The 25,571-nt window shown below is 69.8% G+C and carries 28 protein-coding genes, 3 tRNA genes and 3 pseudogenes; 16 read left to right on the top strand and 18 right to left on the bottom strand.

Annotated features, from left to right (window positions below; genetic code table 11):
- The first annotated feature begins 93 nt into the window (after positions 1-93).
- The 7 genes from mbhE to mnhG are packed head-to-tail and all read left to right on the top strand — an operon-like array spanning position 94 to position 6,060.
- Positions 94-2,550, top strand: coding sequence for a hydrogen gas-evolving membrane-bound hydrogenase subunit E (gene mbhE, locus VLY81_RS05355; RefSeq protein ID WP_324669996.1), 2,457 nt, complete (start codon positions 94-96; stop codon positions 2,548-2,550).
- A complete protein-coding gene (locus tag VLY81_RS05350) occupies positions 2,547-2,975 on the top strand; it encodes an MnhB domain-containing protein (RefSeq protein ID WP_324669995.1) in 429 nt (142 codons plus the stop codon). Before mbhE ends, VLY81_RS05350 begins: the two co-directional genes overlap by 4 nt.
- Positions 2,976-3,009: 34 nt before the next feature.
- Positions 3,010-3,351, top strand: a complete 342-nt coding sequence (locus tag VLY81_RS05345; protein WP_324669994.1) for a Na(+)/H(+) antiporter subunit C — start codon at positions 3,010-3,012, stop codon at positions 3,349-3,351.
- Positions 3,338-4,840, top strand: a complete 1,503-nt coding sequence (locus VLY81_RS05340) for a proton-conducting transporter transmembrane domain-containing protein (RefSeq protein ID WP_324669993.1) — start codon at positions 3,338-3,340, stop codon at positions 4,838-4,840. The genes VLY81_RS05345 and VLY81_RS05340 overlap by 14 nt, the downstream gene beginning before the upstream one ends.
- Positions 4,840-5,310: a Na+/H+ antiporter subunit E gene (locus VLY81_RS05335; RefSeq protein WP_324669992.1), complete on the top strand. Its 471-nt coding sequence runs from the start codon at positions 4,840-4,842 to the stop codon at positions 5,308-5,310. Before VLY81_RS05340 ends, VLY81_RS05335 begins: the two co-directional genes overlap by 1 nt.
- Positions 5,307-5,603, top strand: a complete 297-nt coding sequence (locus VLY81_RS05330) for a monovalent cation/H+ antiporter complex subunit F (protein WP_324669991.1) — start codon at positions 5,307-5,309, stop codon at positions 5,601-5,603. Before VLY81_RS05335 ends, VLY81_RS05330 begins: the two co-directional genes overlap by 4 nt.
- Entirely contained in the window at positions 5,596-6,060 is a 465-nt protein-coding gene (gene mnhG, locus VLY81_RS05325; protein ID WP_324669990.1) for a monovalent cation/H(+) antiporter subunit G, read from the top strand. The genes VLY81_RS05330 and mnhG overlap by 8 nt, the downstream gene beginning before the upstream one ends.
- On the opposite strand, the gene msrB is transcribed toward mnhG, so the two are convergent.
- Both msrB and pstS read right to left on the bottom strand, forming a co-directional pair.
- Positions 6,030-6,986 (bottom strand): peptide-methionine (R)-S-oxide reductase MsrB, encoded by a 957-nt coding sequence (gene msrB / locus VLY81_RS05320; RefSeq protein ID WP_324669989.1) that lies wholly within the window; start codon positions 6,984-6,986, stop codon positions 6,030-6,032. The genes mnhG and msrB overlap by 31 nt on opposite strands.
- Positions 6,987-7,086: 100 nt before the next feature.
- Positions 7,087-8,145 carry a phosphate ABC transporter substrate-binding protein PstS gene (pstS, locus tag VLY81_RS05315; RefSeq protein WP_324669988.1) on the bottom strand — a complete coding sequence of 353 codons (1,059 nt, stop codon included), beginning with the start codon at positions 8,143-8,145 and terminating at the stop codon, positions 7,087-7,089.
- A gap of 461 nt (positions 8,146-8,606) precedes the next feature.
- Here pstS and VLY81_RS05310 point away from each other — a divergent pair, with 461 nt between their 5' ends.
- Positions 8,607-9,995, top strand: coding sequence for an L-cystine transporter (locus VLY81_RS05310; protein WP_324669987.1), 1,389 nt, complete (start codon positions 8,607-8,609; stop codon positions 9,993-9,995).
- Positions 9,996-10,259: 264 nt separating this feature from the next.
- Here the strand turns inward: VLY81_RS05310 and VLY81_RS05305 are convergent, their stop codons facing one another.
- The 3 genes from VLY81_RS05305 to VLY81_RS05295 form a co-directional block, all read right to left on the bottom strand.
- Positions 10,260-11,297, bottom strand: a complete 1,038-nt coding sequence (locus VLY81_RS05305; RefSeq protein WP_324669986.1) for an LLM class flavin-dependent oxidoreductase — start codon at positions 11,295-11,297, stop codon at positions 10,260-10,262.
- A gap of 111 nt (positions 11,298-11,408) precedes the next feature.
- Positions 11,409-12,824, bottom strand: a complete 1,416-nt coding sequence (locus tag VLY81_RS05300) for a sensor histidine kinase (protein ID WP_324669985.1) — start codon at positions 12,822-12,824, stop codon at positions 11,409-11,411.
- 2 nt (positions 12,825-12,826) lie between these two features.
- Entirely contained in the window at positions 12,827-13,534 is a 708-nt protein-coding gene (locus tag VLY81_RS05295; protein WP_324669984.1) for a response regulator transcription factor, read from the bottom strand.
- A 356-nt stretch (positions 13,535-13,890) separates the two neighbouring features.
- On the opposite strand from VLY81_RS05295, the pseudogene VLY81_RS14875 reads away from it, so the two are divergent.
- Positions 13,891-14,157: pseudogene (locus VLY81_RS14875) on the top strand (helix-turn-helix domain-containing protein); the annotation flags it as partial.
- A gap of 120 nt (positions 14,158-14,277) precedes the next feature.
- Positions 14,278-14,626: pseudogene (locus VLY81_RS05285) on the top strand (IS630 family transposase); the annotation flags it as partial.
- A gap of 135 nt (positions 14,627-14,761) precedes the next feature.
- On the opposite strand, the gene VLY81_RS05280 reads toward VLY81_RS05285, so the two are convergent.
- Positions 14,762-15,094, bottom strand: a complete 333-nt coding sequence (locus VLY81_RS05280; protein WP_324669981.1) for a YolB family phage-derived protein — start codon at positions 15,092-15,094, stop codon at positions 14,762-14,764.
- Positions 15,095-15,201: 107 nt separating this feature from the next.
- Between VLY81_RS05280 and VLY81_RS05275 the strand changes: the two genes are divergently transcribed.
- A complete protein-coding gene (locus tag VLY81_RS05275; protein WP_324669980.1) occupies positions 15,202-15,360 on the top strand; it encodes a hypothetical protein in 159 nt (52 codons plus the stop codon).
- Positions 15,361-15,476: 116 nt separating this feature from the next.
- On the opposite strand, the gene VLY81_RS05270 is transcribed toward VLY81_RS05275, so the two are convergent.
- From VLY81_RS05270 to VLY81_RS14580, 5 genes and pseudogenes are all read right to left on the bottom strand, one after another.
- Positions 15,477-15,629 carry a hypothetical protein gene (locus VLY81_RS05270; RefSeq protein WP_324669979.1) on the bottom strand — a complete coding sequence of 51 codons (153 nt, stop codon included), beginning with the start codon at positions 15,627-15,629 and terminating at the stop codon, positions 15,477-15,479.
- 7 nt (positions 15,630-15,636) lie between these two features.
- Positions 15,637-16,425, bottom strand: coding sequence for an ABC transporter substrate-binding protein (locus tag VLY81_RS05265; RefSeq protein WP_324669978.1), 789 nt, complete (start codon positions 16,423-16,425; stop codon positions 15,637-15,639).
- A 191-nt stretch (positions 16,426-16,616) separates the two neighbouring features.
- A complete protein-coding gene (locus tag VLY81_RS05260) occupies positions 16,617-16,943 on the bottom strand; it encodes a hypothetical protein (RefSeq protein ID WP_324669977.1) in 327 nt (108 codons plus the stop codon).
- Positions 16,944-17,221: 278 nt separating this feature from the next.
- Positions 17,222-17,587 (bottom strand): annotated as a pseudogene (locus VLY81_RS05255) (ABC transporter permease); the annotation flags it as partial.
- Positions 17,588-17,688: 101 nt separating this feature from the next.
- Positions 17,689-17,964 carry a DUF2249 domain-containing protein gene (locus VLY81_RS14580; RefSeq protein WP_405001336.1) on the bottom strand — a complete coding sequence of 92 codons (276 nt, stop codon included), beginning with the start codon at positions 17,962-17,964 and terminating at the stop codon, positions 17,689-17,691.
- 443 nt (positions 17,965-18,407) lie between these two features.
- Here VLY81_RS14580 and VLY81_RS05245 point away from each other — a divergent pair, with 443 nt between their 5' ends.
- Positions 18,408-19,100 (top strand): Crp/Fnr family transcriptional regulator, encoded by a 693-nt coding sequence (locus VLY81_RS05245; protein ID WP_324669975.1) that lies wholly within the window; start codon positions 18,408-18,410, stop codon positions 19,098-19,100.
- A gap of 4 nt (positions 19,101-19,104) precedes the next feature.
- Positions 19,105-19,476: a hypothetical protein gene (locus tag VLY81_RS05240; protein WP_324669974.1), complete on the top strand. Its 372-nt coding sequence runs from the start codon at positions 19,105-19,107 to the stop codon at positions 19,474-19,476.
- 549 nt (positions 19,477-20,025) lie between these two features.
- Here the strand turns inward: VLY81_RS05240 and VLY81_RS05235 are convergent.
- From VLY81_RS05235 to VLY81_RS05225, 3 genes are all read right to left on the bottom strand, one after another.
- Positions 20,026-20,337: an arsenate reductase/protein-tyrosine-phosphatase family protein gene (locus VLY81_RS05235; RefSeq protein WP_491701041.1), complete on the bottom strand. Its 312-nt coding sequence runs from the start codon at positions 20,335-20,337 to the stop codon at positions 20,026-20,028.
- A 96-nt stretch (positions 20,338-20,433) separates the two neighbouring features.
- Positions 20,434-20,757 carry a hypothetical protein gene (locus tag VLY81_RS05230; RefSeq protein WP_324669972.1) on the bottom strand — a complete coding sequence of 108 codons (324 nt, stop codon included), beginning with the start codon at positions 20,755-20,757 and terminating at the stop codon, positions 20,434-20,436.
- A gap of 1 nt (position 20,758) precedes the next feature.
- Positions 20,759-21,877 carry an alkaline phosphatase PhoX gene (locus VLY81_RS05225; RefSeq protein ID WP_324669971.1) on the bottom strand — a complete coding sequence of 373 codons (1,119 nt, stop codon included), beginning with the start codon at positions 21,875-21,877 and terminating at the stop codon, positions 20,759-20,761.
- Between the two features lie 163 nt (positions 21,878-22,040).
- On the opposite strand from VLY81_RS05225, the gene VLY81_RS05220 reads away from it, so the two are divergent.
- A complete protein-coding gene (locus VLY81_RS05220; RefSeq protein WP_405001292.1) occupies positions 22,041-22,346 on the top strand; it encodes a transposase in 306 nt (101 codons plus the stop codon).
- A gap of 403 nt (positions 22,347-22,749) precedes the next feature.
- On the opposite strand, the gene VLY81_RS05215 is transcribed toward VLY81_RS05220, so the two are convergent.
- Positions 22,750-22,825: transfer RNA gene (locus VLY81_RS05215), tRNA-Phe, on the bottom strand.
- A gap of 126 nt (positions 22,826-22,951) precedes the next feature.
- On the opposite strand from VLY81_RS05215, the gene VLY81_RS05210 reads away from it, so the two are divergent.
- Positions 22,952-23,701 carry a CBS domain-containing protein gene (locus VLY81_RS05210; protein ID WP_324669970.1) on the top strand — a complete coding sequence of 250 codons (750 nt, stop codon included), beginning with the start codon at positions 22,952-22,954 and terminating at the stop codon, positions 23,699-23,701.
- Between the two features lie 12 nt (positions 23,702-23,713).
- Here the strand turns inward: VLY81_RS05210 and VLY81_RS05205 are convergent.
- From VLY81_RS05205 to greA, 3 genes are all read right to left on the bottom strand, one after another.
- Positions 23,714-23,790 (bottom strand) — tRNA-Asp (locus VLY81_RS05205).
- Positions 23,791-23,815: 25 nt separating this feature from the next.
- Positions 23,816-23,890, bottom strand: a tRNA-Val gene (locus VLY81_RS05200).
- Positions 23,891-24,008: 118 nt separating this feature from the next.
- Positions 24,009-24,527: a transcription elongation factor GreA gene (greA, locus tag VLY81_RS05195; protein WP_324669969.1), complete on the bottom strand. Its 519-nt coding sequence runs from the start codon at positions 24,525-24,527 to the stop codon at positions 24,009-24,011.
- 140 nt (positions 24,528-24,667) lie between these two features.
- On the opposite strand from greA, the gene ku reads away from it, so the two are divergent.
- A complete protein-coding gene (gene ku, locus VLY81_RS05190; protein ID WP_324669968.1) occupies positions 24,668-25,570 on the top strand; it encodes a non-homologous end joining protein Ku in 903 nt (300 codons plus the stop codon).
- Position 25,571: the final 1 nt, after the last annotated feature.

Here is a 25,571-nt window from a genome sequence, read left to right as displayed (position 1 = left end):
TCGTAACCACTCCGGGGCCGCCGCCGGCCTCGCCGGCAGGCGGCGCGCCACCCGACGCTGCCTGCCTTCGGGCTATGCGAGGATGTAGGGAAGATGAGAGCATCCACCTGGCTCACGATCATCCTCATCGCGCCCTTCGTGGCCAGCGCACTCGCGCCGCTGCTCGCCCGGCGGGTGGCGAGCCGGTGGGTCGGCGTGGCATCGGCCGCCGTCGCCTTGGCCGCGGCCCTTGCCCTGGCTTCGGCCCTCCCTCAGGTGGCAGCCGGCGAGAGCCTGTCGGCCACCTGGCGGTGGGTGCCCGCGCTGGGCGTGGAGATCCGCCTGGTACTCGACGGCTTCAGCCTCTTCTTCGCCCTCATCGTGACCGGGATGGGCACCCTCATCCTCTTGTACGCATCGGCCTACCTGGGCCCCGACGAGGACCACGGCCGGTTCTTCGCCTACATGCTGGCCTTCATGGGGGCCATGCTGGGGGTCGTGCTATCGAGCAACCTGGCGGTCCTCTACGTCTTCTGGGAGCTGACCTCGGTCACGTCCTTCCTGCTCATCGGCTACTGGTACCACAAGGAGGGCTCCCGCTACGGCGCCCAGAAGGCGTTGCTCATCACGGCCGGCGGCGGGCTGGCCATGCTGCTCGGCTTCGTGCTGCTCTACGTCGAGGCGGGCACCTTCGACCTGGCGGGTCTGAGCACCCAGGCCACCCAGATCCGCCAGAGTCCCCGCTACCCGCTCATCACCGCCCTGGTCCTGGCCGGGGCCTTTGCCAAGTCGGCGCAGGTGCCCTTCCACATCTGGCTTCCCAACGCCATGGAGGCCCCCACGCCCGTCAGCGCCTTCTTGCACTCGGCCACCATGGTCAAGGCAGGGCTCTACCTGGTCGCGCGCATGGTCGGGGTGCTGGGTGGCACCGAGCTGTGGACCTGGCTGGTGACGGGCGTCGGACTGGCAAGCCTGGTATGGGGGGCTGCCCTGGCCCTGCGGCAGACCGACCTCAAGGCCCTGATGGCCAACTCGACCGTGAGCCAGCTCGGCCTCATCATGAGCCTCCTCGGCATCGCCACGCCGGCCGCACTGGCCGCGGCCGTCTTCCACACGCTCAACCACGCCATTTTCAAGGGTTCTCTCTTCCTCGTGACGGGCATCGTCGAGCACGAGACGGGCACCCGGGACGTGCGGCGGCTCCGAGGGCTGGCCCGCTCCATGCCGCTGACGGCGGCGGCCGCGGGCCTGGCGAGCCTGGCTCTGGCAGGGGTGCCCCCGCTCAACGGCTTCGTCAGCAAAGAGATGTTCTTCGAGGCCGCCTGGCACTTCGGTCACGACCGGGCTGGCCTCGCGTGGCTGGCCCCGGCGCTGGCGGTGCTGGGCAGCAGCTTCACCATGGTCTACGCCCTCCTCTTCTTCCACGGGGTCTTTCTGGCGCGCGGCGGCTCGTCCCACGACGGCGCAGGCCATGACCCCGGTTGGTCGCTCCTGGGGCCGCCGTTGCTGCTGGGCGGGCTCGCCCTCGTGGTGGGAGTGGGCCCGCAGCTCGTATCGGGGGCGCTCTTGACCCCTGCGACCTCGGCCCTCGCCGGAGCGTGGACGTCCGTGGAGGCGGGCCTGTGGCACGGCCTGACCCCGGCTCTCGCGATGAGCGGGGCCGCCCTGGCAGCGGGGCTGGCCGGCTATGCCACCCGGCATCGCTGGGTGGCGGGTCTGCCGCAGATGCCCCCCGCGCTTCGTCTCGACACCTGGTACGACGGCTTCGTCCGGCAATTGCCCGCGGTCGCAGACCGCCTGACCCGTGCCCACGTGACCGGTCGGCTGTCCGACCACCTCGGGTCGCTGGTGGCCGCGGTCCTCCTGCTGTGGGGCTACGTGATCCTGCGACTCTGGGGACTCGAGTGGCGATCGGCCTCGCTGGGGGCCATCGAACCCTTCGACGTCGCGTTGACGGGGGTGATGGCGGCAAGCGCCCTGGCGACGCTTGCGGTGCGATCACGGCTGGGCATGGCGGCCGCCCTGGGAGGCGTGGGCATGCCCATGGCCGTGCTGTTCGTCAGCCTGCGAGCGCCCGACCTGGCCTTGACGCAGCTCATCGTCGAGAGCATCGCGCTGGTGCTCTTCGTGCTGGCCTTCAGGCACCTGCCGCCTCTCGTACATCGGCCCGTGGGCACGTGTCGGCGTGCTGCCTCGGCCGCCCTCTCGATCGGGTTTGGCCTCTCCATGGCCACGCTGACGCTGATCTTCACCTCCCATCGGGTGTGGCCCAGCATCGCGCCCTTCTTCCTGGAGACGAGCCTGCCCCTGGGCGGAGGGCGCAACGTGGTCAACGTCATCCTCGTCGACTTTCGCGGGCTCGACACGCTGGGCGAGATCACCGTGTTGGCCATCGCCGCGCTGGCCGTCGCGGGGCTGATGCGCCGACCGGCCCGACGACATGGCGCCGGTCCGGATGAGCGCCTGGCGTTCCCGCCCCTCGTGACCGAGGACCTGTCCGACGCAGCCCCCTCCTCGAACGCAGCCCCTTCCTCGAAGGTGGCGAGCCCGGGGGGTCTGGAGCGGGCATGAACGAGGTCATCCTCCGCACGACGGCCCGGCTGGCCGTGCCGACCACCGTGGTGTACGCGTTGTACCTCTTGTTGCGGGGCCACAACGAACCGGGTGGCGGCTTCATCGCCGGACTGGTCAGCGCCGCCGCGCTGACGCTGATGCGCATGGCCGGGATGGGCCTGGCACACCCTTCGGCGGATCGCCGGCGCAAGCGATGGGACTTCGCGTCGCTGGCCCCTCTGGGGCTCCTGGTGGCGGCCCTGACTGGCATCGGTGCCATGCTGGCGGGACGACCCTTTCTCACCAGCGCCGTCGTGGCGCTCGACCTGCCCGTGCTGGGACACGTGGAGATGGCCAGTGCCGTCCTGTTCGACGTGGGGGTCTTCTTGGTGGTGGTGGGCACCGCCATGACCATCGTCGAGCGCATCGGCACCAGCCGGTGAGCGGAGCCAGGCCATCGGAGGGAGGCGGCAACGGGTGGAGTACCTGATGGCAGGCGTCATCGGGCTGCTGTTCGCGGTGGGCCTTTACCACATGCTGAGCCGCTCGCTGCTGCGGGTCGTGGTCGGTACCGTCCTGATGAGCCACGGATCGCTGTTGATGCTGATCACGTCGGGCGCCCTCAAACGGGGGGCCGCGCCGGTCCTGACCGGCGAGGCGGCGTATACGGACCCGCTGCCCCAGGCCCTCATCCTGACCGCCATCGTCATCGGCTTCGCCACCACGGCGCTGATCCTGACCCTGGCGCTGCGCGCGTACCAGGAGCGGGGCAGCGACGATCTCGAAGCCCTACGGGAGGGCGACCATGGCCGACGCTGATCTCGTCATCGCTCCGGTGCTCTGGCCGTTGCTGACGGGGATCGCCCTTGCCCTGACCCGGCGCGACCGCGCCCGGCAACGGAGCTTCAGCGTCATCTCGGTCCTGGTGGGGCTCCTACTGGCGCTGGTGCTGATGGGCCGGGTCTTGGACGGCCACATCCTGGTCTTCCGGGCGGGTGACTGGCCGGCGCCCTTCGGCATCGTACTGGTGGCCGACCGCCTGAGCGCCTTGATGGTGGCACTGACGTACGTCGTGGCCATCCCGGGACTCTGGCAGTCGCTGCAGGTGATCCCCCCGGAGCTCGAGCGACGCTCCTACTACGCGCTGTTTCAACTCCTGCTGATGGGCATCAACGGGGCCTTCCTCACCGGCGACATCTTCAACATGTTCGTCTGGTTCGAGGTGCTGCTGATCGCATCCTACGCCCTCGTGCCCATCCTCAATCGCGGCTACCCGCTGCAAGAGGGCTTCAAGTACATGGTCTTCAACATGGTCGCCTCCACCCTGTTCGTGGTGGCCGTGGCCGTGCTGTACGGCGTGATGGGCACCCTCAACCTGGCCGACCTGGCGGTCAGGGCCGCCCAGATGGAGGATCCGCGGCTGCTCACCGTCATCGCCATGCTCTTCGCCGTCGTCTTCGCTGCCAAGGCGGCCCTCTTCCCGCTCTACTTCTGGCTGCCCGGAGGGTACGACGCGGCCCCCACCCCTCTGTCGGGCGTCTTCGCAGGCCTGTTGACCAAGGTCGGGATGTACGCCCTGATCCGGGCCTTCTCGCTGGTCTTCCCCCTGGACCCTGACTTCACCCGCCGTCTCGTGCTGGTCATCGCGGCGCTGACCATGAGCATCGGGGTGCTGGGAGCCGTGGCCCAGGTGACGATGAAGCGGATCCTGGCCTACCACAGCATCAGCCAGATCGGCTACATGGCCATGGGTCTGGGGCTCGACACCCCGCTGGCGCTGGCCGGAGCCGTCTACTTCATGATCCACCACAGCGTCATCAAGTCCGCGCTCTTCTTCGTGACGGGCGCCACCGAGCACGTGACGGGCACCGAGAGCCTCAAGCAGCTGGGTGGCCTGGCCCGCCCCTACCCAGCCCTGGCGGCCGTCTTCCTGGTGGCTGCGCTCTCCCTGGCGGGCATCCCGCCGCTGAGCGGCTTCTTCGGCAAACTGGTGCTGGCCCAGGCCGGGCTGGCCGTCGGCGAGCTGGCGGTCGTCGCCGTCAGCATCGCGGTGAGCTTCTTCACGCTCTTTTCGATGATGAAGATCCAGGTGGGGGTCTTCTGGGGGCCGTTGCGTCACCCCGACCGCCCGGCCCGCGCCGGTGCCGTCGGACGGCTCTTGCTGCCGGCGGCAGCTCTGGTGCTGGTCAGCGTCGGCCTCGGGATCGGGGCCCACGGCGCTCTCGGCCTGATGCAGCAGGCCGCGGCCCAGCTGGTCGACCCGGCGGCCTACATCGAGGCCGTCCTGGCTCCGGGAGGCCGGGTGTGATGCGCGCGACGCTGGTCGTGCTGGTGGCACTGGTCTGGACGGCGCTGCAGGGGCCCATCACCTTCCGGTCGGTGCTGGGCGGCGCGATCCTGGCCGCGGCCATCGCGGCGCTCGTCCATGTGTCGGGGCGGGGGGACCTGTCCCTTCGCCGGGTGGGCGTGGCGGCCAGGCTGGCGTGGCGGTTCTTGGTGGAGATGAACCGGTCGGCCCTCATCGTGGCCTCAGCCATCTGGCACCCTCGGGGGCGGATCTCCCCGGGGATCGTGGAGCTCCCGACCCGGCTCAAGAGCGACGGGGCCGTCACGTTGCTGGCCAACCTGATCACCATGACGCCGGGGACCATGACGGTGGAGGTGACGCCCCAGCAGGACCGCCTCTTCGTCTTCGCCCTCGACGCCCGCCAGCCCGAGCGGGTGCGCGAGGAGATCCGGGGCGCCTTCGCACGAACCATCGAGGAGTTGACCCGATGATGCTGATGCTTGCGACCTCCGTGGCCGCCATGCTGACGGGGCTGGCCATGCTGCTGTCGCTGTACCGCATCGTGGTGGGGCCGACGGTGCCGGACCGGATGGTGGGCGTCGACACGCTCAGCGTCGCGCTCATCGCGATGGTGCTCATCCTGTCGGTGCGCCTCAACAGCCCGCTCTACTCCGACGCCGCCCTGGTGGTCGCCATCCTCTCCTTCGTCGGCACCGTGGCCGTGGCCCGGTTTCTCCTGCGCGGAAGGGTGCTCGACGACGATGGGGGCGATGGCCATGACTGAGCCGAGCACGGTCGGGGGGATGGTCGGCTTCCTCACCGGCGCGCTGCTGGTGGCGGGTGCGTTCTTGCTCCTGACCGCCGCCCTGGGTGTCGCGAGGATGCCGGACTTCTACTCGCGTGCCAACGTCTCGACGGTGGCGACCACGCAGGGGCTGCTGAGCATCGCGGTGGCCACCACGCTCCTCTTCAGCGTGCAAGAGGGCAGCCTGTACCTCAAAGACCTGCTGGTCTTCCTCTTCGTCTTCTTGACGGTGCCGGCGGGCACCCACATGATGGCACGGGCTGCCTACCGCATCGGCGTCCCCATGCCCCGCCAGACCGCGGTGGACGAGCTGGCCCGGCACCTCGACCGCCGGCCGGCCGAGCCGTCACCTCATGCCGTCCGGCCCCCGGAGGCCAGCGAAGGGCTGGAGAACCAGGCGGCCCCTCAGTCGAAGAGCTTGCGGTACTCCCCGTAGCCCTCCTTCTCCAGGTCCTCCTTGGGGATGAAGCGCAGCGCCGCGGAGTTGATGCAGTAGCGCCGTCCGCCTGCCTCCGGGGGGCCATCGTCGAAGACGTGGCCCAGGTGCGAGTCGGCCTGCAGGCTGCGCACCTCGGTCCGAATCATGCCGTGGCTCGTGTCGACCAGCTCGAGGACGTTCTCGGGGTGCAGGGGCCGCGTGAAGCTGGGCCAGCCGCAGCCCGCGTCGTACTGATCCCGGGTGCTGAAGAGCGGCTCGCCCGACACCACGTCGACGTAGATGCCCTCGCGGCGGTTGTCCCAGTAGCGGTTGCGGAAGGGGGGCTCGGTGGCGTTCTCCTGCGTCACCGCGTACTCGAGGGGGTCGAGCCGGCCGCGCAGGGCCGCCCGCTCGTCGGCCCGCCTCCAGGCCCGTCGGATGAACTCGTCGCGCCCGGAGCGCGCCCGGTACAGCGCGTACTGCAGCGGGTGGCGCCGATGGTAGGCCTGGTGGCGCGCCTCGGCCGGGTAGAAGGGGACGGCCGGCAGGATCTCGGTGACGATGGGGCGCTCGAAGCGGCCGCTGGCCTCGAGGGCCTGGCGCGAGGCCTCGGCTGCCTGTCGCTGGGCCTGGTCGTGGTAGAAGATGGCAGTCCGGTACTGCGGCCCCCGCTCGGCGAACTGCCCGCCGGGATCGGTGGGGTCGATCTGCCGCCAAAAGCGCGCCAGCAGCGTCGTGTAGGCGATGCGCTCGGGATCGAAGGTGAGCCGCACCGCCTGGCGGTGACCGGTCTCGCCGGTCTCGACCTGCTCGAAGCTGGGCGCCTCGACATGGCCCCCGGTGTAGCCGGCGACGACCCGTTCGACGCCGGGGAGGCCATCGAAGGCCGCCTGCATGCACCAGAAGCACCCCCCGGCGAAGGTCGCCTCCTGCCGCTCCCCCACGGTCCTCTCTCCCCTGCGCCCCGCCCACGAGGCGGGAGCTTTGGCGTGGCCCGCCCGGCCAGAGCGGGCCACGCCGTATGATACCACGGACAGGGCCGGCTCATGGGAGCAGCGGCTCGCCCCTGAAGGTGAGGCTGCGGATCAGTGCCTCGGCCCGCTGCACCGCCGGCTCGGGTAGCCTCCCGTAGTGCAACGGCTCGTTGTAGCGCTGGGCGTCGTGCACCATCCACCACAACAGCTCGGCCAGGGCCCGGGCCTGCTCGCGCCGGTCGGTGACCAGGCTCAGGTCCCGGTAGACCAGGATCCAGGTGAAGCCCGCGATGGGATACCCGTCGGGGGCCTGCGTGTTCACCAGCAGGAGTCGCGTGTCGGCCGGGATGTCGACGGCGGCCGCTCGCGAGGCGCTCGCCAGGTCCGGCACGACGTACCGGCCCGAGCGGTTTCGTACGGCCCCGTAGGCCAGATCGTTCTCCAGCGCGTAGATGAGCTCGACGTAGCCGAGCGCGCCCGGCGTCTGGCGGACGAGCCCCGCCACGCCCTCGTTGCCGCGGCCGCCCAGCCCCACGGGCCACTCCACGCTCGTGCCCACCCCCACCCGCTGCCGCCACTCCTCCGAGACCCTGGCCAGGTAGCTGACCCAGATGAACGTGGTCCCCGAGCCGTCGGCGCGGTGCACCACCACGATGGGCAGCGGCGGCAGGGCGACGTCTGGGTTGAGCGCTCGGATGCCAGGATCGTCCCACCGGGTCACCCGGCCCAGGAAGATGTCGGCCAGGAGCTCACCGGTGAAGCGCAGGCGCTGGGTGACGCCCGGAAGGTTGTAGGTGGGTACCACCGCCCCGACCGCGGTGGGGACGTGGACCACCTCGCCCGGATACTGCGCCATCTGCTCCTCCGAGAGGTAGGCGTCGGAGGCCCCGAAGTGAACCGTGCGCTCCAGGAGCTGGCGCTGGCCGCCCCCGGAGCCGATGGACTGGTAGTTGACCTGCACGCCGGTGAGCCGGCGGTACTCCTCGAAGTAGCGGGAGTAGAGCGGGTACGGGAAGGTGGCCCCCGCCCCCGTCAGTCTCTCGGCCCCCAGGGCGGGTAGAGCCACCGCCATCCAGGCCCAGGCAACCAGGGCGGCCACGACGGCCGCACGAGATGAAGCGACCCTCACGCTCTCGCCTCCTTTGGTCGGTTGTGAGCCGGCCGGCCGTCTCCGTCTCCAGCGTGGAACCGGAGGGTTACCGGCGTTTGAAGAGTCGTTTTAGGTCGCGTTTCACTGACGCAACGGGAAGGCAACCCCGCATCCTGCGACCTTGACTTGCCGCAGCCGGTGCGTTACCTGTCTAACGGGGAGATGAAGACTTTGCCGACCCGCACGGCGACCTCGCGTCTCATGCTGTACGGGCAAGGCCCGTCGGGTCGCCTGTCGCCGCACACCCCGCGCCGCTGCATCTGTCCTCGGCGGGAAGCAGGCACGGCCCTCGTCGGTCGGTGACGGAGGAGCCGGCAGGTCTGCGCGCTCCCGCATCCTGATGCCTCTCGCGTCGCGTCCGCGATCCGCCCTGGCACGAGGCATTGTGTGCGTGTCGGGGCGTCTTGGGGAGTTGGGCTCTACACTTGGGGGGAAGTGTCGTGACGAGTTGGCTCGTGGCCCTCAACGTGGGGATCCTGGTCGCCCTGCTGGTCGTGCTCTACGGCTTGCAGCGGCGGCATCTGTCGTTCTCGACCCGGGTCCTGGTCGGCTTGGGTCTCGGCCTGGTGCTGGGCCTCGCCCTGCAGGCCGCCTACGGGGCGGGCTCCGGCGTCGTGGCGCAGACGGCCCAGTGGTACGCCGTCGTCGGCTCGGGCTACATGCGCCTTTTGCAGATGGTGGCGCTGCCCCTGGTCTTCATCTCCATCCTGAGCGCCTTCACCCGGCTCCAGACGGCATCGGACGTCGGCAAGATCGGCGGCTGGGTGCTGGCCGTGCTGCTGGTCACCACGGGCATCGCGGCGGTGCTGGGCATCGCCTCCACACTGGGCTTCGGGTTGCATCGCTCGGGCCTGGCCGAGGCGGCGGCCACGGCGACCCCGTCGGAGGATCTTGGCGCCCGCATGCAACGCTTGCAGTCGCAGAGCCTGCCGCAGAAGTTCCTGGAGCTGATTCCCACCAATCCGTTCCTCGACCTGACGGGGGCGCGCCCCACGTCGGTCATCGGCGTGGTCATCTTCGCGGGGCTGCTGGGGATCGCCTACCTCGGGGTGAAGCGCCGGGCGGCGGAGCAGGCCGCTGACTTCGCCCGCCTGGTGGAGGCCATCTACGGGGTCGTCATGGGTCTGGTCCGCATCGTGCTGCGGCTGACGCCCTACGGGATCCTGGCCGTCATGGCGCGAGCGGCCGCGACCAGCAACCTCCAGGCCATCGTCAGCCTGGGCGAGTTCGTGGTGGCGTCCTACGTGGCGCTGGCTGCCATGTTCGCCGTGCACCTGCTGATCCTGGCGGCATCGGGCCTGCAGCCCACCACGTACGTGCGCAAGGCCTGGCCCGCGCTGGGCTTCGCCTTCAGCTCCCGCAGCAGCGCCGCGACGCTGCCGCTCAACGTCAGCGCCCAGCGGCAGCTGGGCGTGCCGGCGGGCGTCGCCGACGTGGCCGCCTCCTTCGCGCTCTCCATCGGCCAAAACGGGTGCGCGGGCATCTATCCGGCCATGCTGGCCATCATCGCGGCGCCCGCCGTCGGCATCGACCCGACGTCGGTGAGCTTCCTGGTGACGCTGGTGGCCGTGGTGGTGCTGAGCTCCTTCGGCGTGGCCGGCCTCGGCGGCGGGGCGACGTTCGCGGCCCTGCTGGTGCTTTCGACCCTCAATCTCCCGGTGGGCCTGGTGGGGCTCCTCATCTCCGTCGAGCCGCTCATCGACATGGGCCGCACCCTGCTCAACGTCAGCGGCAGCATGGTGGCCGGCATCGTGACCAGCCGCGTGACGGGCAGCCTGGACGTTGGCGTCTACGCCGATCGCAGCCGCACGGTCGAGGTCTCGGCATGACCAGCGGCTCGGAGAGCCGCGGGGGCCCCTGGGCGGGCCCCCGCGCCATCCCTATCCCGACGGGCCAGGCTGCTCCTCCAGCCTCACATGCCGGTGTAGACCCCCATCAGATGATCCTCTGCCAGCCCTGGAGACGGTCGGATCATACCATTCCCACCGTCGGGATGGGAGATGGTCGACGACCTCCAGCGTCGCCGGCGCGGACCCGGCCCCGCCCCGACAGGCCCCGTCGCCGTCGTGGGAGCCGGCTGCGGCGGGCCACCCTCAGGAGGAGGCAGCACCCAGCTCCCGCCGCACCACCGGCGCCACCTCGGTGCCCAACAGCTCGATGGCCCGCAGCACCTTGCGGTGCGGCAACGTCCCGACCGTGAGCTGGAGCAGGAAGCGGTCGTGCTCGAAGAGGCGGTGCTGCCAGAGGATCTTCTCGGCGACCTGCTGCGGGCTGCCGACGAAGTCCGCCCCCCGCAAGGAGCGCGAGAACTCGAACTGCTCGCGGGTCATGGGCGGCCAGCCCCGCTCTCGGCCGATGCGATCCATGGTCTCCTTGAAGGCCGGAAACGCCGTCTCGGCCGCATCCTGTGACCTGTCGGCGATGAAGCCGTGGGAGTTGATACCGACTCGCACGGTGGTGTGGCCGCCACGCCGGGCCGCCTCCCGATACAGCCGCACCACCGGGGCGAAGCGCTCGGGCATGCCCCCGATGATGGCCAGCGCCATGGGCAGTCCCAACAGCCCGGCCCGCACCGCGGAGGCGGGCGTGCCCCCCGTGGCCACCCAGACCGGGAGCGGATCCTGCACGGGGCGCGGGTAGACGGCCGCATCCTGCAGGGGCGGCCGGTAGCGGCCCGACCAGGTGACCCGATCCGAGCTCCGCAGACGCAGCAACAGATCCAGCTTCTCCTCGAAGAGCTCGTCGTAGTCGTGCAGATCGTAGCCGAAGAGGGGGTACGACTCGGTGAAGGAGCCCCTCCCCACCATGATCTCCGCTCGGCCCCCCGAGAGCAGGTCGAGGGTGGCGAACGACTGGAAGACCCGCACGGGGTCGTCGGTGCTCAGCACGCTGACGGCGCTCGTCAGCCGGATGCGGCGGGTCCGGGCGGCGGCGGCCGCCAGCACCACCGCCGGCGCCGAAACCACGTAGTCGGGACGGTGATGCTCGCCCACGCCGAAGACGTCGAGCCCTACCTGGTCGGCCAGCTCGATCTCCTCCAGCAGTCGGCGCAGCCGCTCGGCGGGGCTGATGAGCTCGCCCGTCTCGGGGTCTCGGGTGCGCTCGCCGAAGCTATAGATGCCGATCTCCATCGACGATCCATCCGCTCCTTGACCACGTGCGCCGGCTCCGACAGTCTACCGTCCCGCCCGCGACCGTGGGAGAGAGATCCTCGGCCACCACGTCCATCAGGCGCTCGGGGATCATGTGTGCGCCTCAGTCTCGGGCGATGCAGGGCGCGCCGCCGGCAGGCGAACGGTGAAGCGCGACCCCTGTCCTGGCTGGCTCTCCACCTCGATGCGGCCCCCGTGCGCCTCGACGATCCACCGGGCGATGGCCAGGCCCAGGCCCGTCCCGCCCGTCGCCCGGGAGCGCGCCTTGTCCGCCCGGTAGAACCGTTCGAAGATGTGCGGCAGGTCTTCTGGCGCGATGCCGATGCCGGTGTCGGCCACGCTCAGGGCCACCTCTGGCCCCGGGGTATGCCCCAACCCCACCCGGATCTCGCCGCCTGGGGGCGTGTAGCGGATGGCGTTGTCCAGCAGGATCACCAGGAGTTCGCGCAGGCGATCCGCGTCGCCCATCACCTGGACCGGCTCCAGGTGCTCGACGACCAGCCGGTGCTGGGCCACTTCGTTGCGCATGGATCGGAGCACGTCCGTGACCACCCGATCCAGCTCCACCGGCAGCAGATGCAGCCCCTGGCCGGCCTCCGCCCGCGCCAGCGACAGGAGGTCGCTCACCAACCGGCCCAGGCGGCGGACCTCGTCCCGGATGTCCCGCCAGACCGCGCGACGCTCCGCTTCGGAGAGGTTCGCGGCCCGTTCGAGCAGCTCCAGATTGCCCTGCAGCGTGGCCAGGGGGGCCCGCAGCTCGTGAGAGGCGTCGGCCACGAACCGCCGCTGATTCTCGAACGCCTTCTCCAGCTCGGCCAGCATCTCGTTGAACGCCGAGGTCAACTGGCCGAGTTCGTCCCGGGAGCCGGCCGTCGGCAGGCGGTGGCGGAAATCCTGGGATCGGGCGATGCGCCGGGCAGCCTCGACCATCATCGACACCGGGCGCAATGCTCCCCCGGCCACTCCCCAGCCGATGAAGACGCCCGCCACGGACGCCAGCACGCCGCTTACGACCAGCACCCGCAGCAGCCTGTCCAGCATGAGGCGGCGGGTGAAGAACCAGCCCAGCACCACCGCCCGCACGGGTTCGTCGACCGAGAAGACGTTGGGAGCGGGAATGGCCCTCTCCGCTCGGTATCCTCCGCGGACAAATGGCGGGAGGCGCTCCGCTCGGGCCGGAGCGGCCCCCGTCGCCGTCCCCTCGCCTTCGTCCGGCGCGAGCCCCGGAGAGGCTGGTGGCGTGGCGGCCAGCAGCCGCCCGGCCGAGTCGAAGACGGCCACGGTCACGTCGGGCGCGGCGAAGGCCTGCATCAGCGTCTCCGCCGAGGCGCCGTCAGTCCTGCCCTGGGCCGACTCGACGAAGTGGTCCGCGAGACGCTCGGTGCTGCGGCGCAGGTCTTCCCGGAGGTAGGCCGCGACGGTCGAGAAGACCACCGCCCCGAAGACCGCCACGAGCACGGCGGCCAACGTGCCGTACCACAGGCCGAGACGCAAACGGATGGACATCGTCACTCCTCGGCCTCTTTGAGCACGTACCCCACGCCGCGTACCGTGTGCAGCAGACGAGGCTCACCGGCGGCCTCGAGCTTTCGGCGCAGGTAGCCCACGTACACCTCCAGGACGTTGGACTCGCCCTGGAAGTCGTAGCCCCACACCCGCTCCATGATGAGGTCCCTGGGCAGGACCCGCCGGGGGTTGCGCATGAACAGCTCCAACAGGTCAAACTCCGTGGTCGACAGAGGAATGCGTCGATTGCCCCGGCGGGCCTCCCGGGAGGCGGTATCCAGCGACAGGTCGGCGAATCGCAGCGTCTCTTCGGCGGGCGCTTCGCCGCCTTGCGTCATCCGCGCGCGGGCCCGCCGCCGCAGAAGGGCCCGGACGCGGGCCACCAGCTCCTCCAGGGCGAAGGGTTTGACCAGGTAGTCGTCGGCTCCGGACTCCAGCCCCAGGACCCGATCCTCCACCGCGTCCCGCGCGGTCAGCATCAGGATGGGGACATCCCCGCTGCGGCGCAGACGCCGGCAGACCTCCAGGCCATCCATGCCGGGCAACATCCAGTCCAGCACCACCACGTCCGGCCAGCGCAGCAGGGCCTGCTCCAGCGCCTCCTGGCCGGACAGGGCGGTGCCGACCTCGAACCCTTCCAGGGCCAGCGCCCGCCGGAGCATGTCCGTCAGCTTGGGATCGTCGTCGACCACCAGGACGTAGTCGGCCATGCCGTCTCGCAGCCTCCGCAGTAGAGGTGGTGCGTCCATCCTACTCCGCGGTACCCCGGGACTCTGTCGCCGTCTCGTCGCTCAGCCCCTGGCCCCGGCTCGGGGGTCGCCCTGGCCCCATTATACATACCCCCCGACCGTTTACGTTCTCCGTGGCGGTGGCGCCGCGGGCTAGTGTCGCGTAACGCAATTCACTGGGCTTCCAACCTTGGTGTATGACACCATAGGCCCATGAAGTACGCACCGCCCATCGAACTGACCGACGAGGAAAGGCGATTCTTGGAAGCGACCGTCCGGACGCGAACGGCGCCGCAGCGGAACGTGTTGCGGGCCCGCATCATCCTGGCCGCGGCGGAGTGGAAGATGAGGCGGAGGGGAAGATGAACAAAGAGATCGCCGCGGCGCTGGGCTGCTCGCTGCCGACGGTCGGCCTGCGGCGAACCCGCTTTGCTCAGCATCGGCTGGAGGGACTGAAGGAAGCTCCCCGCTCGGGCCGTCCACGGACCTACGGCCCTGACAAGGTGAGCGCCATCGTGGCCCAGACGTTGACGCCCCCGGAGCCTCGCACCCACTGGAGCACGCGGCGGCTGGCCCGCGCCCAGGGCGTCAGCCACATGACCGTCCATCGCATCTGGGGCCGCCACAAGTTGCAACCGCATCGGGTCGAGACCTCTAAGTACAGCCGGGACGCCGAGCTGGAAGCCAAAGTGGTCGACATCGTCGGGCTGTACCTGCACCCTTCCGAAAATGCTCTGGTGCTCTGCGTGGACGAGAAGAGCCAGATCCGCCACCAACCGCACGCAACCCCTGCAGCCGCTGCGGCCTGGCCAGGTGGCGCGACACACCCATGACTACGAGCGCCACGGCACCGTCACCCTCTTTGCCGCCCTGAACCTCGCCACCGGCGAGGTCGACGGCGAAGGCTACCGGCGCCATCGCCATCAGGAGTTCCTGCGTTTCCTGCGACGCCTGGACAAGACCCACCCCGACGGCGAGATGCATCTGATCCTCGACAACTACGCCACCCACAAGCACCAAGCAGTGAAGCGCTGGCTCCAGCGTCATCGCCGCTTCACGCTGCACTTCACGCCAGCATGACGGCGGGATGCTCGGCCTTCTGCTGGCCCACCGACCCGAAGGCGGCTACCGGTTCGCCTCCCGCGTAAGCAACAGAAAGATCTTTCCCGTCGGGCCGCTGGACGAGCGCCGGCGGCCCGGCCGGCTCGTTCAGGCATACCTACTTCGTGGAGGGGCCAGCGTCCCGTCAGGCCCGACGAGTCCAAGGGTATACGCCGTCTCGACGATCCCCAACACCTGCCGTTCGAAGCGGTAATCGCCCGTGTATCGAGCATTGATGGCACTTTGCAAGACCTCGCTGGCCGGCAGGCTGCGAGACCGTTCGGCCGAGACGACCGTTCGCTTCTCGATGGCATCCATGAACTCGTGGAAATCCATCGCGGCCGTGCCCGACCGAGGCGAACGGTTACCGGCGCGGAGGTTCTTGAAATGGTTGACCACCGTCAGGCGTGAATAGGCAGCGAACATGGCCTTGTTCTCCATGAATGACAAACCCGCGTCCTCCTCCTGTGCTCGTTGCTGAGCAGTCGCCTGTCTTGTACGCGGACACTGGTCCATCTATCGAACGGCGCACCGGAGAAGTTGAGCCGATGCAACAACAGCAGCGGCGCCAGGTAGTGGGTGGGGACCCGCAGCATCTGCACGAACGCCCGGATCCGGAAGAGCTGGATGGCCGCCATCATAACCCCGGCAATGACCAACATCACCAGGAGCTCGACTACCCCCGCCGCCTGCTTGAGGATCTGTAGCCGGCACTCCCGAGAAACCTGCTAGGGGTGCCCGGGGGCCACGAAAAGACGACGCCCGGCATGGTGAGCCTCCGGGCGTCGTGCCGCAGACGGTGGTACCGTTGTACGCGTGCCGCTCAGCGTTCCTGCAGGAATGAGGGATCGTAATAGCGATACAGGTCGAAGGCCGGATCCGGCCCGCCGTGCAGCTCCTGCTGGATGCGCAGGATGTTGCGCAGGCTGTCGGCCGGCACCGATAGGTCCGGGCTGATAGCCTGCTGGTCTCTCACGATGAACTCAGTAAGCTTCCTGCACCACGTCGGGCGCGATACCCGTGTTGCGAGCCAGGATCGCCACTGCCTCGTCCCCGTTGGCCGGGTCGTAAATCCACCGTGCGGCGTCCTTCAATGCCAGCGTCAGGGCCGACGCCGCTGCCCGGTTTTGCCTCGCCCAGTTGGCGTTGACGATGAGCGGGGTCTCCAGCCACGGCTCCCGGTACACGTCCAGCACCGTAAACCCGGATCGGATGGCCTCCACGTCAAACGGGGCGATGAGAAGCGCGCCCGCCAGCTGCCCGTTGCGCAGCGCCACCAGCCGGTCCCGCGAGTTAGGCATGGCCACCATCTGCACGTCCTGTCGGGCGAGACCGCCCTTCTTCAAGAGCTGGTAGACGAGCAGGTCGGTCGTGCCGCCCTCGACGGCACCCGCCGTGACCCGCTTACCTCTCAGGCTCGCCACGTCGGCCGTGCTGCCGATCAGGCGCAGGATGGGCTTGTACAGGATGGCTCCCGTGATGATCACGGGCGCTCCCCGATCCACGGCTCGCATCACGTTGTCACCCAGTGCAACGCCAGCCTCGGCACTGCCACTGGCAACCGACTGCACCAGTACGGCGCTGTCGGAGACCTGCACGGGGAGCACCTGTACGCCCCGCCTCTCGTAGAGGCGCTGGTCCTGGGCGACGTAGTGCAGCCAGAGTAGCGCGCTCGGCGCCAACGTCGCCAGCCGCACCCGGGCAGGTGTCTGCGCCACCGCCGGGGCAGCCACCCCGCTCACCAGGCTCGCGACCAGCGTGATGGCAGCCACGGCGACTCCTAGCCCCCTGATCCTGTCGAGGCTCACCGGACCTCCCCCTCTTTCCACCGGCCTCCCCCCTGCAGCCCGGAGGCCGCTCTCGCGTCCTGGGCCTGTCCAGGTCCGAGCGACGCCCTTTCTGTCCGGGCAACAGGAGGTCTTCGCTACGCTCCGCTCTGTGTGGCGACCCCCGCCCACCCCTATCAACTGGCCGCGAGTCGCATCGCCCGCCGCACCTCCTCCTCGATCAGCCCCCAAATCTCGTCCACCAGCCGCCCAAACGGCTCGCTTCGCTTGATCCCCAGCGCCCTCGGGCGGGGGAGCGGCACGTCGACGATGGCCTTGATGGCGCCGGGTCTGGCGCTCAGCACCACGACCCTGTCGGACAGGTAGACCGCTTCGTCTATCTGGTGCGTGACAAACAGGACGAACTCCCCTTGCGAGACGCCGAGGTGGATGTCGCGCAGGACCTCCAGGGCCCCGCCCTCGGGTGCCGGGAACGACATGCAGACCCCCTGGATGTCCAGCATGCGCCCTCTCCTCCTCCCACTCGTCCTCCGAGCCCGCTGTCGTCGGGCAACGCCTTCGCACGTCACCCCCACGCGCGGGATTGCCCGTCGCACCGACCCACGCCCTTGCCCGTCGTCCCTACCCGTCTCCCGGCTCGCGCCACGGAGCGAGCCGGCGCTCCCAGGCGCGCAACCCCATGCTGCCCAGCATGCCGACCACGGCCAGGATCACTACGTAACCAAGCAAGAGAGCCGTGTTGAAGGTCTGGCTGGCCGCGAGCCACCGCGTACCCGGCGATGGCCCCGAAGAACTCGGCCACCACGACCCCCACCAGCGCCCTGGCGAAGGCCACCCGCACCCCACCCAGGATGTAAGGCACGGAGAACGGCAGCATGACGGTCCGGAAGATCTGCCAGCGCGTCGCTCAGAACGAGCGCGCCACCTCGACCAGGATGGGGTCTGTCGAGCGCAGGCCCACCTCGGTGTTGATGATGATGGGAAAGATGGAGACGAGCAGCACGATGGCCACCTTGGACTCGAGCCCCAGCCACGAGATGAAGAGGGGCGCTACGGCCACCACCGGCACCGAGTAGAGGGCCGTCAGCAACGGATCCAGCAGTTGCCGCAGCGCCCGGCTCGACGCCAGCAGAAGCCCCGCGGCCACACCGCCGACCACCGCCAGCGGGAAGGCAATGGCCAGTAGCCGCAGCAGCGCGGCTGGCGGCCGGCACAGGTGGGCCGACCGGGCTTCGCGGTTGGGCTGCCTCAAGGCGTCTGACTCCCTCGACGCGGGCTGGCAGCCCGAGCGCGCATCCCCCGCTTCCATGCCACTGGTTTGCCGATCCGCACCCGCCAGACCTCGGGGCCCGATTGGAGGTACTCCCAGGTGAACTGTTCGGGCAGCTCGGCTGCGAACTGGTAGTATAGCGGCTTGGGGTCGTGGTCGTTGACCAGCACGAAGCCCTCTCCCGGGCCGAGGCGCTGGTAGGTCTCGAAGATGAGGGGGTGGCGCATCGGCGGGGGTGTCTCGCGCACGTCCAGCACGGGCGGCCCGTCTGCCGAGCCCTTGGAATCCGAGGCTCCCGGACCATTGCGGCTGCCTGGATCGGCCGGCTCGTGCATGGCCTCCAGCACCCGGTGCTGCTCCGCCTCCGACAGGTGGGCCTCCAGGAGGGCCAGGTAGACTCGCTCCTCCTTGTCGAGGTGCAGGCGGAAGATGGCGGCCAGCTGCAGCGCCAGCCGCAGCAACTCCTGCAACGCCTCGGGGCGGGCAGGGTCCGCCAAGCGGCGGTGATGGGCCCGGATCACATGGGTTGCGCGTCGGGTCGACACTTAAGGTCCCCCTTCGAACGACAACGCTTGCTCTTGACCTGGTAAACCGTTAACCTCGACAAGGATACCCCGTGAGGGAGCGTAGCCCCCGGCCGCAGACCGGGCGTTGCGCCCCGTCACAGCATGGAGTGATGGAGATCACGGGCCCATCCATGCCGAGCCTCGAGGTGCTGCGCCGCACCGGCCTCTTCGAAGGGCTCGACGAGGGGCTGCTGGCTACCATCGCCGCCCTCCTGCGTCGCCGGCACTACCGGCGAGGGATGTTCATCTTCCTCGAAGGCGAGCCGGTGGAGGCCGTCTACTTCATCGAGTCAGGCTCGGTCAAGGCCTCGACCATGGACGCGGACGGGCGCGAGCACGTGCTCAACGTGCTGGGGCCGGGGACGTTCTTCCCTCATGTGGGCTTCCTCGACGGGGGGCCGGCGCCGGCCACCGCCCAGGCGCTGGAGGAGACCACGGTCTGGGTCATGGAGCGAGCGGCCTTCTACACCCTGCTCACCCGGGAGCCCCAAATGGCCGTGCAGATGGTGGCGGTGCTGGGCCGCCACATCCGCCGGCTGCATGCCCAGTTGCGGGAGATGGGCATGCAGGCGGTGCAGGCCCGCCTGGCCCGCGTGCTGCTGCGCCTGGCCCGCCAGCTGGGCGAGCCGGCGCCGGCCGGGGGGCGGCCGGAGGCCGTGCGCATCCAAGTACACCTGTCGCACCAGGACCTGGCCGGCATGGCCGCCACCACCCGGGAGACGGTGAGCCGCCTGCTGGCCCGATGGCGGCGGGCCGGCCTCATACGGGTCGAGAGGGGCTACATCGTCGTCGACGATCCCGCCAGGCTCCAGGAATGGGAGTAGGCCGATGGGCGACGCGTCGCACCCCGAGCTGGGGGTGACGGCACGCCAGGCCGTCAACGGGCCGCAGGCCAGGGAACCGGAGCGGATGCCGGCAGGGGTGACCGCAGGGGCCACCGGAGGGACGCTGGTCATGACGGCGGCCGAGGCGGCCATGCGGTGGGCGGTCGCGGTGGCTATGCCGGTCATCGCCGTCCTGCTCGTCGTCGCGGCGCCGAGGCTGACGGCGGTCCGGCTCTCGACGGCGCCGGGGCTCGCGCTGACGCACGCCATCACGCTGGGGTTGGGCTCCACCATGATCGTGGGCGCGGGCTCCCAGATGTCCGAGGCGCTGTTGCCGTGCGGCGGTGGGCCCGGCCGTGGGTCCCCCGTCAGCTGATATGGACGAGGCCGTCAACCCCAGTGTGATCCGCCGGGGTGGAGCCGGGCCGGGGATGTCGTCGACGGTTGGCACGCTGATATCCGCGGGTTGGCTACCGCATCCTACGCCATCCGTCGGAGAGCTACCTCGAACGAGAGACGCACGTGCGGCTCAAGCGCCGTGTGCATGGCAGCGTCGAGGGTTCCCCCCGCCGGTCCCCGGTCGGTTCCAGCTCACCCCGCCGGCCGAATCCTCATCGGGCTTCGTGCTGCCCCTTCCAGCCCTCCATCAGGCCGCCACGCGGGCCCGCTGCGCCTCCACGTGGCAGGCCACGGCCCAGCCAAACCCCGCTGCCGGCCTCCTTCACGCTGTAGCTCTGCGTCCCCCTGGGGACGTAACCTACGTTCGTCGTGAACGGGGGCCGGCCTCGTTCATCGTAACTAGCCGGGGGGCTGGGAGGGACCCTCCTGGAGATCGCGCGCTGAAGTTACGCGCGCGATCTCCCCTCGAGAGTGGTCAAAAAGCGGGAGACACGACACTATTCTCCTGTCACGGGACACCGAACACTTATCTGCCGTCGGGAGGTTGAGCGTCCCGCTCCACCTCCCGCAGGAGCCGCTCCAGCCCCTCGGTCAGGCCGTCGCGCACCCCGCGGAAGACCTGCCGGATAGCCTCGGGCGATCCCTGTGCGGACGCCGGGTCGGGAAACCCGAGATGCACCCGCCGGCCCTGCCCCGGCCAGACCGGGCAAGCCTCGGCCGCCTGATCGCAAACGGTGACCACCAAATCGAAAGCCTGCCCCAAAAACTCGTCGACGACCTTGCTGCGGGCTCCACCAACGCCTCGGCCATCTGCGAGCGGGCCGAATTGCCCGTACACAGAAAGAGCACCCGCCGCTTCACCCGGCCTCGACCCCCTCGTAGGCCTGCGGATGGGCAGCGTCTACGGCCACGTTCGGCCCCGCCGAGTCCGGGGTCAGCGGCGGGGGACCCGCATGGCCAGAAGCTGCCCGCCCTCGACCAGCTCCGGATCGCCATGGTCATAGTGGGCCTGCACGACCAGCAGCACCCATCCGTCGCCCAGGATCTCGGAGACGTCGACGATCCCCGAAGATTCCTCGTCCTCGGTGAGGAAGCTCTCGCCGCCCTCCCGGAAGCGGGCGGGATCGTGCTGGGCGACGGCCGCGAGCGCCCACGTGGCGATGTCGTAGCTCCAGATGGTGGCCAGGTAGGGACTGTCGCCCGGATCCTCCTGGATGAGGACCTGCCCGCTGGCCGTGATGGTCAGGTTGTCCATCATCCTAGGGCCCCTCGTCACCCGCCAGCAACAGCTCCACCGTGCCGCCCAGCTCGGGGCGGCGGATGTCGTCGAACCGAAGTCGCCACAGCCGGCTCTTATTGTTGAAGCTCGCGGTGGTGACGAAGTAGAAGTCGTTGGGGCGGTTGGGATCCCAGGCGCCGTCCTCAGGCCGCTGGAAGGCGGTCACCCCGGCCCGGCGAGACTCCTCCTCCAGCTGGGCTCCCGTCCAGGTGGAGACGTCGCCAAGCCGCTGCAACGTGAACCGGGTCCCTCGCGCCAGCTGCAGCCCGTCCGTCTCGTGCGTGACGCCCTCGATCTTCACCCCGTACAGGACGCCGCCCACCAGGCCAGCCTTCTCGACGGGGTTGCCGCTGGCTCGCTTCTCGCCCACGTAGACGTACACCTGGCCGCCGGGGCTGTCGTCAACGCCGACCACGATGGTGCGGGCGCCGGCGGCGGGATGAGCCACGACGTTCTCAAAGCTGAGCTTGCCCAGCCACGGAAGCTCGTAGCTGATGCCTTCCAGCGTGTGGGCGAAGGCCCGACCCTCGGCCCCGGCCTCTTCGCCGTTCATGAACAGCCGGCCCCAGTAGCCCAGGCCCGTGACCGGATCGTAGAAGGCCGTGAGAGGCGGGAGGTCGGCCGAGCAGAACCGGGAGAAGGCGACGCCCCTGGAGGGCAGGTTCCACGACGCCGTCTGGGGGTCCCATGTCACCACCTGGCGAATCAGGTCTTCCCCGTGCAAAACCGCCAGATCGGACTTTCGGATCACCCACCGCGACACGAAAGCCCCCGGCGCGCCGTGCGCTCGGGTAAGGCCCCGGTTGCCCGGGAGTTCGTGGTTCATGAGGACGGTGAAGGTCCCGTCGCCGTTGTCGAAGACCCCGAGCCCGTCGGGGATGCCCACCATGCGGTACGGCATGCCATCGGGCTTACGGTTGACCCAATCGCCCACCGTCAGGATGGAGCGGACTTCCACGCCGGCCGCCAGCGGTACGATGTACGGAGACTGGGAGCTCGACGGCCCCGTTTGCGCGGCCGCGGGCAGCGCGATGCCCCACAGCACCGCGCTGACGGCAAGCCCCAGCGCCACTCCAAGACACCGACGATGCCGTCTCACGGGCCAGACCCCTCCTCCATGGATGCGATGTTCCGGCGCTCATAACTATGGGTTCGCACCGTTAAAAAGCCGTTAGATCCGCGTAACGCCGGCCGCACGTTTGCATTAACGTTAAGGGCAAATCACACAGTGGGGTGTCAAACTCCAGTCGGAGCGGTACCTGGTGTTCTTCCTGGACGGGCTGCAACTCGGCGATCACCGGGTGGTGGCCGCCGTGGGCGTGACGGAGTGGGGGGAGAAGCGGGTGCTCGGGCTGTGGGAGGGGGTGACGGAGAACCGGGAGGTCTGCCAGGCCCTGATGGAGGACCTGGCCGCTCGGGAGCTTTTGGCTGAGCAGGGGCTTCTGGTGGTCATCGACGGCAGTTTCGCCGCAGCCTGCGCAGCACCAACATCATCGAGTCGATCTTCGCCCGGCACAACGAGGTGGCCCATCGGGTCAAGCGCTGGCGGCATGGCTCTCAAGCGCTGAGGTGGGCGGCGGCCAGCCTGCTGCGAGCCGAGAAGTCCCTGCGCCTTGCTGGCCGCCGCGGCGCTCCCGGCTGGCAGCCGCGTTGGAGCAGCACGTCCGGGGCCGAGATGCCTCACAGGCGGCCTGAAACGCTCGGGAATCGCCGCGGACCGAGGCTTCGACCCCGCCGCTCCCGCCGGGGAAGGGGAGGCATGGCCGCAGCAAGGCGGCACGGAGGGCCCATGCGCGGGATTTCCCACTCCGGGGCGCTACGAATGGGCTAGGCGCGGAGCCTCGAAACTTTTGGCGTCCTCCGTGCAGGCCATCGCGTTGAGACCACCGTGACTCGGTAAGCGTCCGTGCACTTCGGACGACCGTGATATTACTTCGCAACCGACCCGGGGCAGCAAGCCCGCGTGAAAAATGGTGCCGAGAGCCGGAGTCGAACCGGCGACACCGGGATTTTCAGTCCCGTGCTCTACCAACTGAGCTATCTCGGCACCGCAGGCAGAAGTCCGGCACCCGCCGGACGCCCCTATTCTACGGCCCGGCCGCCCCGATGACAAGACCCGGCCGTCGGCAGGCCCTTGCCGCTCCCCGCCGAATCCCTTCCCGGGCGAAGTCATGTGAACCCACACACCGAGGCGTTCCTCGACCTCTTCTTCGCCACCGAGCAGGTGCTGCGCCAAATGGCCGGCGGCCGGGAGGAGGGATTCGGCCGTCTGCTGCACCGCGTCCGGGAGCGAAACGCCGTCGTGCGCCGCTGGGAGCAGGAGCTGCGCGCCTTCAACGAGCTGCGCAACCTCCTGGTGCACCAGCCGCTGCCCTCGCCCCTGGCCGATCCCACCCCCGAGGCGGTCGACACCCTCCGCTTCATCTACCGCCAGCTGACGGAGCCCCAACCCCTCCTACCCCGCTTCGCCCGCGAGGTCTACACCCTCGACGCCGACCAGACGTTCGGCGACGCGGTCGAGGCCATGCACCGCACGGGCTACTCCCAGTTTCCCGTCTACCGGCAGCGTCATTTCGTCGGGCTGCTAACCGACGGGATCCTGGCCCGCTGGATGGTCGCGCACCTGGACCACGAGTTCTCACAGCTCCTCCCCGTCCCCCTGGCCCGCGTGCTGCAGCAGACAGCGCGCCACGCGACGGTGGCCTTCGTCGGGCGCAGGGCGACGGTGCCCGAGGTGCGGGAGATGTTCGAGCAGCACATCCGGCATGGCCAGCTCCGGCTGGATGCGGTCATCATCACCGAGCACGGCCAGCCCGACGAGCAGCCTCTGGGCATCGTGACGCCCATGGACGCCGTCGCCCTCGCCGCCGAGGAGGCCCAGGCCTTGCCGGCGCGCGACGACGACCATCGGGAGGCCCGCTAGCGGTGGGGGAAGTGGCGGGACCGACGGGATTCGAACCCGCGATCTCCGGCGTGACAGGCCGGCGTGTTGAACCGCTACACCACGGCCCCGCGGACCATCGACACAGGCGGCGGGTGGTGGGCGGAAACGGGGTCGAACCGTTGACCTCCTCCTTGTAAGGGAGGCGCTCTCCCGCTGAGCTATCCGCCCAAGACGGGCGCTGTCTCCGCCCGGCCCGCCGGGATTATCCCACACCGCCGCGATGGGTGTCAAGGCGTAGGAGCCGCTCGAAGCGGTCCGGGTCCAGGCAGGAGCCTGCCCCCGCCGCCTACTCCGCCTCGCCCTCCTCGATGGCCTCGATCCGGTACCGCAGCGTCCCTGCCGGCACCTCCACGCTCACCGTCTCGCCGACCCGCCGCCCCGGCAGGGCCTGGGCCACCGGCGAGCGGTGGGAGATGCGATGCCGCGCCGGGTCCGCCTCGGCCGCCCCGACGATGGTATAGGCCTCCTCGTCGCCCGTCGCCAGATCCCGCACGCGCACGCGGCTGCCGATGCGCACCCCGGCATCGGCGCCCGCGGCCCCCGTCCCCGTCGCCCGCACGATCCGCGCCGACTTGAGCATCTGCTCCAGCTCGGCGATGCGCCCCTCGACGAACGCCTGCTCGGCCTTGGCGGCCTCGTACTCGGGATTCTCCCAGGCGTCGCCGAAGCTGAGCGACTCGCGGATGCGCTCGGTCACCTCCTTGCGCTTGACGGTGCGCAGGAAGTCGAGCTCCTCCCGAAGCCGCCGCTCGCCCTCGGGGGTCAGGATCAGCTCCTCCTCCAGCCTTCGCGCCCCCCTCCACATGAAGCGCTTTCACCCCTCCTCTTCGTTCGGGAGCCTGGCCCTTCCTCCCGGTGCATAGGATGGTGACCGGCCCACCGGTCGGCCGGCTCCCCGGTGGCCTGGCTCGGGATGCTAAGGATGACGGCAGGGAGGAACGCCCCATGGGCGCCTTTCGCAGTCTGTGGCGGGCGACGGTCAGCTTCGGGCTGGTCAGCGTCCCGGTAAAGGTCTATGCGGCGACGGAGGATCGGGAGATCCACCTGCGCCAGCTTCACCGGCGCTGCCACTCGCCCATCGAGTACCGCAAGTGGTGCCCCGTCTGCGACGTGCAGGTGGAGGCCGAGGAGATCGTCATGGGCTACCCCTTGAGCCCCGGCCGCTTCGTCGCGGTCGAGGACGAGGACCTCGCCGCGCTGCCCCTGCCCGAGTCGCATACCATCCGCATCCTGGACTTCGCGGCCCTGGCCGAGGTCGATCCCCTCTACTTCGACCGCCCCTACTACCTCGAGCCGGCCGAGGGTGGTGTGCGGCCCTACCGCCTGCTGGTGGAGGCCATGGGTCAGACCGGGCGCGTCGCCGTGGCCCGCATGGCCATGCGCCAGCGGGAGAGCCTGGCCGCCCTGCGCGCGCTGGGCGAAGTCCTGGTGCTGCAGACCATGCGTTTCGCCGACGAGGTGCGTCCTCCCACCGACGTCGTCGACATCCCGGCCGGCAGTCAGCCCGACGAGCGGGAGCGTCGGATGGCCGTGCAGCTGGTGCAGGCCCTCTCCGCCCCCTTCGACCCCACCCGCTACGTCAACGAGCGCCGCCGTGCGTTCGTGGAGATGCTGGAGCGCAAGGCGGCCGGGCAGGCGATCGTGCAGGCGCCTCGTCCCGAGCCCCCGGCCGTGGTCGACCTGGTCGAGGCACTCCAGGCGAGCCTGCGCCAGCTGGACGGCGCCGGCCAGGGCACGCCGGCCTCCGCCAACGGCGCTCGGCGCGACGGTGACGCCAGGGGGGCATCTTCGGATGGCGAGGCCGCCGCGTCGCCCGCCCGCCGACGCCGGGCCCGCTCCCGCGCATGAG

It is taken from the genome of Limnochorda sp. LNt (genome assembly GCF_035593265.1).
GTDB classification, from domain to species: domain Bacteria; phylum Bacillota; class Limnochordia; order Limnochordales; family Geochordaceae; genus Geochorda; species Geochorda subterranea.
Note: the sequence above shows the minus strand (reverse complement) of the source record. Positions and strands in the feature narration are given on the sequence as shown.